The 8025-nt window shown below is 66.3% G+C and carries 5 protein-coding genes; 1 reads left to right on the top strand and 4 read right to left on the bottom strand.

All coding sequences use genetic code 11. The features are described from left to right. The 4 genes from GX414_10215 to GX414_10200 all read right to left on the bottom strand — a co-directional run. Window positions 1-1191 (bottom strand): GTP-binding protein (locus GX414_10215; protein NLI47471.1); only part of this gene is annotated, 1191 nt, incomplete at its 3' end. Window positions 1192-2065: 874 nt separating this feature from the next. Continuing rightward, the gene (locus tag GX414_10210) at window positions 2066-3850 is read right to left on the bottom strand and encodes an alpha/beta hydrolase (GenBank protein ID NLI47470.1); all 1785 of its coding nucleotides are present in this window, start codon (window positions 3848-3850) and stop codon (window positions 2066-2068) included. Window positions 3851-3859: 9 nt separating this feature from the next. Next, window positions 3860-4603 (bottom strand): SdpI family protein, encoded by a 744-nt coding sequence (locus GX414_10205; GenBank protein ID NLI47469.1) that lies wholly within the window; start codon window positions 4601-4603, stop codon window positions 3860-3862. After that, window positions 4590-4877 carry a winged helix-turn-helix transcriptional regulator gene (locus GX414_10200; GenBank protein NLI47468.1) on the bottom strand — a complete coding sequence of 96 codons (288 nt, stop codon included), beginning with the start codon at window positions 4875-4877 and terminating at the stop codon, window positions 4590-4592. The genes GX414_10205 and GX414_10200 overlap by 14 nt, the downstream gene beginning before the upstream one ends. Before the next feature lie 225 nt (window positions 4878-5102). Between GX414_10200 and GX414_10195 the strand changes: the two genes are divergently transcribed. Continuing rightward, window positions 5103-8025, top strand: a 2923-nt coding sequence (locus tag GX414_10195; protein NLI47467.1) for a peptidase S41, incomplete at its 3' end; no start/stop codon positions are given.

The raw sequence follows: 8025 nt of genomic DNA, 5'->3' as shown, positions 1-8025 counted from the left end.
GAGCACGCGGCTCTCCTCCTGGCGGAGGATCACCTGGGGACGGCCCACCTGGAACTCGTACCCCTCGCGCCGCATGGTCTCCATGAGCACCGCCAGGTGCAGGATGCCGCGGCCGGCCACTTCCATGCCGTCGCGGCCGGGCGTCTCGCGGATGACCATGGAAATGTTGGACTGGGCCTCGCGCAGGAGCCGCTCCTTGAGCTGGCGGCCGCCCACGATGGCGCCCTCGCGCCCCACCAGAGGGCTGGTCGATGCGGCGAACACCACCGACAGGGTCGGCGGCTCCACCTGGATCGGGTCGAGGACCACCGGGCGCTCGGGGCAGGTGAACATGTCGCCGATGTCGGCGTCCTCGACGCCCACCACGGCGCAGATGTCGCCGCCCGCTGCGGCGTCGGTCTCGATGCGGCCCATCCCCTCGAAGGTGTAAAGCTGCTTCACGGTGGCCAGGGAGCGGCGGCCGTCGTTCTTGACCACCAGGATGCGCGCGCCGCTCCGCACCGTGCCCGAGGCGACGCGGCCGATGCCGATGCGGCCCACGAAGGTGGAGTAGTCGATGGTGCACACCTGCAGGGCCACGGGGCCGTCAGGGTCGCACGGCGGGGGCGGCACGTGGTCCACGATGGCGTCCAGCAGCGGTTGCATGTCCATGTTGCCGTCGTCGAACTCGCGCCGGGAGTAGCCGTGCACGGCGCTGGTGTAGACCACGGGGAAGTCGAGCTGACGGTCGTCGGCGCCCAGCTCCAGCATCAGGTCGAACACGGCATCGAGCACCTCGTGGGGGCGGGCGCCCGGGCGGTCGATCTTGTTGATGACCACGAGGGGCTTGAGCCCGTGCTCCAGGGCGCGCCGGAGCACGAAGCGCGTCTGGGGCATGGGACCCTCGAACGCGTCGACGATCAGGAGCGCGCCGTCGGCCATCTTGAGCACCCGCTCCACCTCGCCGCCGAAATCGGCATGGCCGGGGGTGTCGATGACGTTGATCTTCACGCCGCGGTGGCGGATGGCGATGTTCTTGGCCAGGATGGTGATGCCGCGCTCACGCTCCTGATCGTTGGAGTCGAGCACGCGCTCGGCGACCTGCTGGTTGTCGCGGAAGACGTGGGTGGCCTGAAGCAGGCGGTCCACCAAAGTGGTCTTGCCGTGGTCCACGTGGGCGATGATGGCGATGTTGCGAATAGAGGTGTGCATACGGTTGCGTCTTTTCCAGTTTGGTCGAGTTGTCCGGGATTGTGTCGTGCGCGTCCGTCCCGAGGCGGCCGGATTGTAGGCTGGGACGGGGCGGATGTCAAGTGCGGAATAGGAGCATGGGTGAATGGGTGAATAGGTGAATAGGTGAATGAGTTGGATTCGAAGTTCGTTCCTGGTCCGTTCAATCCCTCAGATGATTTACCGTTGAGAGTTCCGGGTTGAGGGTTGAGAGTTCGTGCTCGTAATTCGTAATCGTGATCGTAATCGTAATTCGTAATCGTACTCGTCATCGAGGCTCGTTCTCGTAACGAGGACTTCGGACAGCGGACATCGGAGATCGGGCCAGGATTCCAGGTCCTGGATCCTGGATCTTAGAACCCAGATTCGAGTACCCATTCACCGACTAACCGTTTCCCTGCCCGTGGCACGATCCTCCGGTTGTAACGGCTGAGGTACCGCGAGCGGCAGCGAGCGGCGCGAATGCCTGCTCGTCTCGCCTTGCCTCAGGCGCTCAGCCACTCTGTCTTTGCTGATTGAATGCCTGTCCGGTCAAAGGTCAACCCGTCGCTGCGAGGTCTGCCACGACACACCAGGACGCGTGACACGCGCTGCCGCCACCGTGATGGAATGGTCTCGCGGCGTCGGGACATCGCGGCGATTGGCCCCTTGCGCCGCTCGCTGCCGCTCGCGGTACCTCCCGCCTGCCGGCAGTTTGATTTTGCTCATGGATTCTGTCAAAAAACTTGCCAAAGATTAACAGAAAAGCGGGAGAAACTGAGTAACCGTACTCCTGCTCGTGCTCGTACATGTGCCCGCTACCATCATGGAATATTTCCAGGCGCCGCCCCGCGTGTGCGGGGCGACACCCGGCGGCTTACCGCCCCGCCGTCTCGGCCAGCCAGTCGCCCACCGTCTGCAGGAAGAGCGGCGACAGCGTCTCCTCGATGGCGGCGTACTCCGACACGGCGCCCGTGCGGCAGGTCTGGAACATATGGTTGAGTCCCGGCAGGAGCCGGGTGGTCACCCGGGTGTTCCCGCCGTCGCGCACCGCGCGCTCGATGAGGGACAGGTGCTCCGCCGCCGGCACCTGGGCGTCCTTCTCGCCGCCCACCGCCAGCACGGGACACTTCACCCGGGCCAGCGTGGGGCGCGGGTCGAACGTCAGGAAGAACTGCATCCAGGGGTTGAACAGGGCATCCAGTTGCTGACCGATGAACTGCTCCGGATCGGAGAGCTGCTTTTTCTGGTCGTCGCTCAGGGAGTTCCGGATCAGCTCGGCGGCCCGCTGCCGCCGGACGGCCGGATCACCGTCCCCGAGGACGGCGGCCAGCACGTCCTTCTCGGCCTGGGCGAGGCGGCGTACCTCCGCTTCGGATTTCCCCTCGGCGCGGGCGAGGAGCTCCACCTGGCGCTCCAGCACCCGCGCGCCGGGGGCGCCGGTGCCCGCCATCAGCACCACGAAGGCGACCTCCGGGTTGTCCGCCGCCACCATGGGGGCGATGACCCCGCCCTCGCTGTGGCCCGCGAGGCCGATCCGCCGGCCGTCGATGCCGGATTGACCTTTGAGAAAATCGAACGCGGCCTGCGTGTCGCCCGCCAGGTCCCGGGTGGTGAAGTCGCCGGAGGGCATGTCCGATTTCCCCGCGCCGCGGTCATCGCAACGCAGCACGGCGAAGCCCCGCCGGGTGAGGTAATCCGCCAGCACCAGGAACGGCCGGTGGCCGGCGACCGTTTCATCGCGGTCCTGGGTGCCCGAGCCGGTGATGAGAATCACCGCCGGATGGGGGCCTTCGCCGGAGGGCCGGGTCAGGGTGCCGGCGAGAGTCAGACCGGCCGCCTCGTTGCGGAACGTGACGTCCTCGGCCGAGTAGGGAAGCGGCGGCTCCGGCTCCTGGGGCCGCCGGGGCGCCGCCGGGACGGTGTCCCGGGTCAGGTTCAGGGCGGCCTGGAGCGCACCCTGCCGCCACGTCCCCTCGATCCGCCGGCCGTCGGGAGCGAGCACGCCGTCGTACCGGCCCTGGACGACGGGGACATCCAAAACGATCTGCTTTCCCGCGACGGTCACGGCGCCGATGGGGATCTCGGCGTTCCCCTGGTCCACGCTGAACATCCGGCCGGTGAGCCCGCCCTCCGCCATCTCCAGCCGGACGCGGAGCCGCAGGCTGACCAGATCGATGATGCCGCCCCATTCGCCGGCAAAGGGCCTGAGCTCCTCGGGGTCGGCCGGCGGCACCGGCGGTGGCGGCGCGGCGGCTGCAGCCGGAGTGGCGGTGCCGCGCCTCAGTTCCAGCGGGAACGAATAGCCGCTCTGGCTCCAGGTCCCCCGGATGGTCCGGCCGTCGGCATCGAGGGTGCCGGTGAACGTGGACCCGGCCATGGGAATCTCCATGGCGACCTGTCCGTCGCCGCAGGTGATCGAGCCGATGGGGATTCGGGCGTTGCCCTGGTCCACGCTGATGACGACGCCCGTCCACCCGCCGGCGTCCGCCGCCTGCAGTTGAAACACCAGGCGCAGGCGTTGCGGGCCGGCCTGGAGCGTACCGGCCCACTCGCCGGCGAGGGCGTCGGGCGCCCCCGCCGCCGGGGCGGCGGCGGCGATCCCGATGAGGCAGAGGATCCAACCGATGATGACCATCGGGCGAGTCAAGAAATATGACATGATAACCTCCTAACTGTTTTCCTGATGCGACTGATCGGCAGGGGAGTCGTCCGCCGGCGGCCGGGGCCGGGCCTGCTCCTGTCGCCAGAAGACGTACGAGATGACGATGCTGAAGACGCAGACGGCGAGCATGGCCGCCAGGAAGATGAAGAAGGCGGTCTCCGCCGCGAACAGGATGCTGATCCAACCCGCCGCGCCGGCCAGGACGAAGGCGCCGCCGCTCCAGCGGTGGGTGCGCCGCCACACTTCGGCGTTGGATAGCGTCCACGGCGTGCGGATGCCGATGAACCAGTTGGGCTTGATCCGGCCCATGTAATTGCCGAGCAGGATGAACATCCCCGAGAGCAACACGATGATGGCGGTCCCCATCGGCAGCCCGATCCCCTTCGCCGCGGCGAGCGTCACCAGGTTGAGAAGCCCGAAAAAGACGACGAGGCCGGCCCGGATCACGCGGAGCGTGGACCGGAAGTGCGGGTAACTGGACCGCCGGGGGTCGATCAGGGGCAGGACCAGGAGCAGGCCGTAAATCCCCAGCATGACCAGGGGCAGGGTCACCGTCAGGGAGGCCTTGCCGCCGAAGCCGTCCGCCTCGCCCCGGATGTTGTAGTGAGTGGGGACGATGTCGGGCAGGGTGGGATGGATGAGGGCGGCGGCGGCGATGATGGCCGCCATGAACACCCAGACCGGCCAATCCTCCCGGACCACCCAGCGGCCCAGATGATACGATTCGTTCGACGTGTCAGCGCGTTCCATGTTTGCCTCCCGCTCCGGTGTCGTGCGTGAATCCCATAAGCCAGCTCATGGCTTCCTGGAAGACGGTGGTGTTGATGGAGTAGACGATGTGCTGGCCCCGCCGCTCGTCCGTCACGAGGCCCGCCTGCTTCAGGATCCCCAGGTGGTGCGAGATGCTGGGCTTCGTCATGTCGAAGCGGTCGGCGATCTCGCCGGCCGTCCGGTCGCCTGCGGCGAGCAGCCGCAGGATCTCCCGGCGCGTCGGATCGGACAGGGCTTTGAAGGTCGGACTCAGCACGATGGTCTCTCCGCATATTCTGTATTTAAATATTTAGACAACAGTCTAAATATTTCAGTAAAAGTAATACGGTCAGGAAACTCTGTCAATACTTTTCTGCAGGAAACGACGCAACCTTTGATTCATGGCTTGGCTGAAAATTTCAGACCGGCCGGCCGAACCTTTCGGGCGGTTCGCGGCGTATAAGAATACTTCGAACCCAATCCTTTTCATGGAGTGCATATGGAACGCACACGTTGGATGTTGATTGTCAGCCTGCTCATCGCGCTGGGCGCCGCCGCGTTCGGCCAGGACGCGCCGCTCTGGATGCGGTACCCCGCCATCTCCCCCGACGGGAGCACCATCGCCTTCTCGTACAAGGGGGACATCTGGTCGGTGCCCGCCGCCGGCGGGACGGCCGTGCCCCTGACCCTGGGCGTCTCCTTCGAGTACGCCCCGGTGTGGAGCCGCGACGGGAAGCGGATCGCGTTTGCCTCAGACCGCTACGGCAACTTCGACGTGTTCGTGATGCCGGCCGCCGGCGGCGAGGCCCGGCGCCTCACCTTCCATTCGGCCGCCGAAGTGCCCAGCGCCTTCACCGCCGACGGCCGGTCGGTGCTGTTCTCGGCCAGGCGGCAGCAGGCCCCCACCGACGTCCAGTTCCCAACCCGGGCCATGACCCAGCTCTACAGCGTCCCGGTGACCGGGGGCCGCGTCGACATGGCGCTGGCGATGCCGGCGCTCGACGCCACCCTGGATTCGGCCGGGCGCCGGCTGATTTACCATGACGTCAAGGGCTACGAGGACAACTGGCGCAAGCACCACACTTCGGCGGTGACCCGCGATGTCTGGCTTTACGACTTCAAAACGAAAACGTACACCCAACTCACCGAGTTCGCCGGCGAGGACCGGAACCCGGTGTTCGCCGCCAACGACAAGGACTTCTTCTACCTCAGCGAACTGGACGGGACGTTCAACGTGTACCGCGCCTCTCTAGCCGACCCGGCCAAAGCCGTCCAGCTTACCCGGTTCACCCGGAACCCCGTCCGCTTCCTCACCCGCGCCCAGAACGACCTGCTCTGCTTCGGCTACGACGGCGAGATCTACACGCTGAAACCCGGCGGGCAGCCCGCGAGAGTCGCGGTGCGCCTGGCCGTGGACGGCCGGGACACGCTGACGCAGGTGCTGCCCGTGCGCGAGGGGCTGGCGGAGGCGACGCTGTCGCCGAACGGCAAGGAGTACGCCTGGGTGTTCCGCGGCGAGATCTTTGTCTCCAGCCTGGAGGCGGGGACCACCAAGCGCATCACCAACACCCCTTGGCAGGAGCGGAGCGTGAACTTCAGCCCCGACGGGCGGTCGCTGGTCTACGCGGCGGAAAAGGACAACAACTGGAACGTCTACCGCGTCTCCATCGTCCGAAAGGAGGAGCCGTACTTCTACCTGTCCACCGTTCTCAAGGAGGAGCCGGTGGTGGCTACGGCAGCCGAGGAATTCCAGCCCGCCTTCTCCCCCGACGGCAAGGAGGTGGCGTACCTGGAGAACCGGGTCGCCCTCAAGGTGATCAACCTCGAGTCGAAGGCGACCCGGCTGATCCTCCCTGCGGACAAGAACTACTCCTACCGGGACGGCGACCAGTACTACCAGTGGTCGCCCGACGGCAAGTGGTTTCTGGTGGAGTTCGGCTATCCCGAGCGGCTCCAGAACAGCCAGGTGGGACTGGTGTCGGCCGACGGCCAGGGCGAGTTGCACAACCTCACCATGAGCGGCTACGGCAACGGGGCGCCGAAATGGTCAGTGGATGGCACGATGATGATCTGGGGCACCACCCGGCATGGCGCCCGGCAGCAGGGCGGCGGAATCGTCAGCGGCGACGTCTACGCGATGTTCTTCACGAAGGCCGCCTTCGACCGGTTCAAGCTTTCGAAGGAGGAATTCGCCCTGCTGAAGGAGCAGGAGGAGAAGACCAAGAAGGAGGCGGCGGCCAAGGAGAAGGAGGCGAAAAAGGAGGCGGATGGCAAAGATGCCGCAGAAAAGGCGCCGTCCAAGGATCTGACCTTCGACTGGGCGAACCTTGCGGAGCGGAAGGCCCGGCTGACGGTGCATTCGTCGCCGGCACGGGACTGGCTCCTGTCCAAGGACGGCGAGAAGCTCTTCTACCTCACCAGCTTCGAAAAGGGGAACGACTTGTGGGTCCAGGAACTCCGCACGAACGAGACCAAGCTGTTCGCAAAGCTCAACGCGCGGCAGGCCGCCATGGAGCTGTCGGGCGACGGCAAGTTCATCTTCATCCTGGCCGACCGCAAGCCCATGAAGGTGGACGCCGAGAGCGGCAAGGCCGAGCCGCTCAAGATGGGCGACGAGATGATCCTGGACGCGGCCGGGGAGCGCGCGTACATCTTCGACCACGCCTGGCGGCAGCTGCGCGACAAGTTCTACGATCCCGGTCTGCACAACGTGGACTGGGACTACTACTACGCGCAGTACAAGAAGTTCCTCCCCTTCATCAACAACAACTATGATTTCGCCGAGATGCTCAGCGAAATGCTGGGCGAGACCAACGCCTCCCACACCGGCTGCAGCTACCGGCCCCAGGTGACCGGCGGCGACGAGACGGCCGAACTCGGGCTCCTGTTCGCGTTCGACGGCGCCGGCGACGGGGTGAAGATCGCCGAAGTCGTGGCCGGCGGCCCGCTCGATACCGCCGCGTCGCAGATCCGGGCGGGCCACGTGCTGGAGAAGATCGACGGCCAGTCGCTCACTGCGGAGATCGACTACAGCCGGCTCCTGAACCGGAAGGCGGGCAAGACCACCCTGCTGTCGGTGTACGATCCGGCCGCCGGCACCCGGTGGGAGGAGACGGTGAAGCCCATCGCCGCCGGCGCGATGCAGGAGCTGCTCTACCAGCGCTGGGTGAAAAACCGCCGAGACGAAGTGGAGCGGATATCCGGCGGGAAGATCGGCTACGTACACGTCCGGGCCATGAACGACCCCAGCATGCGCACTGTGTTCGAGGAGGCGCTGGGCCGTCACGTCGGCACGCAGGCCCTGATCGTGGACACCCGCTTCAACGGCGGCGGCAACATCCACGAAGAGCTCTCCGACTTCCTGAGCGGCCGGAAGTACTTTGACATCATCCCCCACGGCCAGTACATCGGCTCGGAGCCGT

The organism is Acidobacteriota bacterium, assembly GCA_012517875.1.
Classification (GTDB): domain Bacteria; phylum Acidobacteriota; class JAAYUB01; order JAAYUB01; family JAAYUB01; genus JAAYUB01.
The sequence above is the reverse complement of the archived record's forward strand: the minus strand, read 5'-3'. Positions and strand labels throughout refer to the sequence as shown.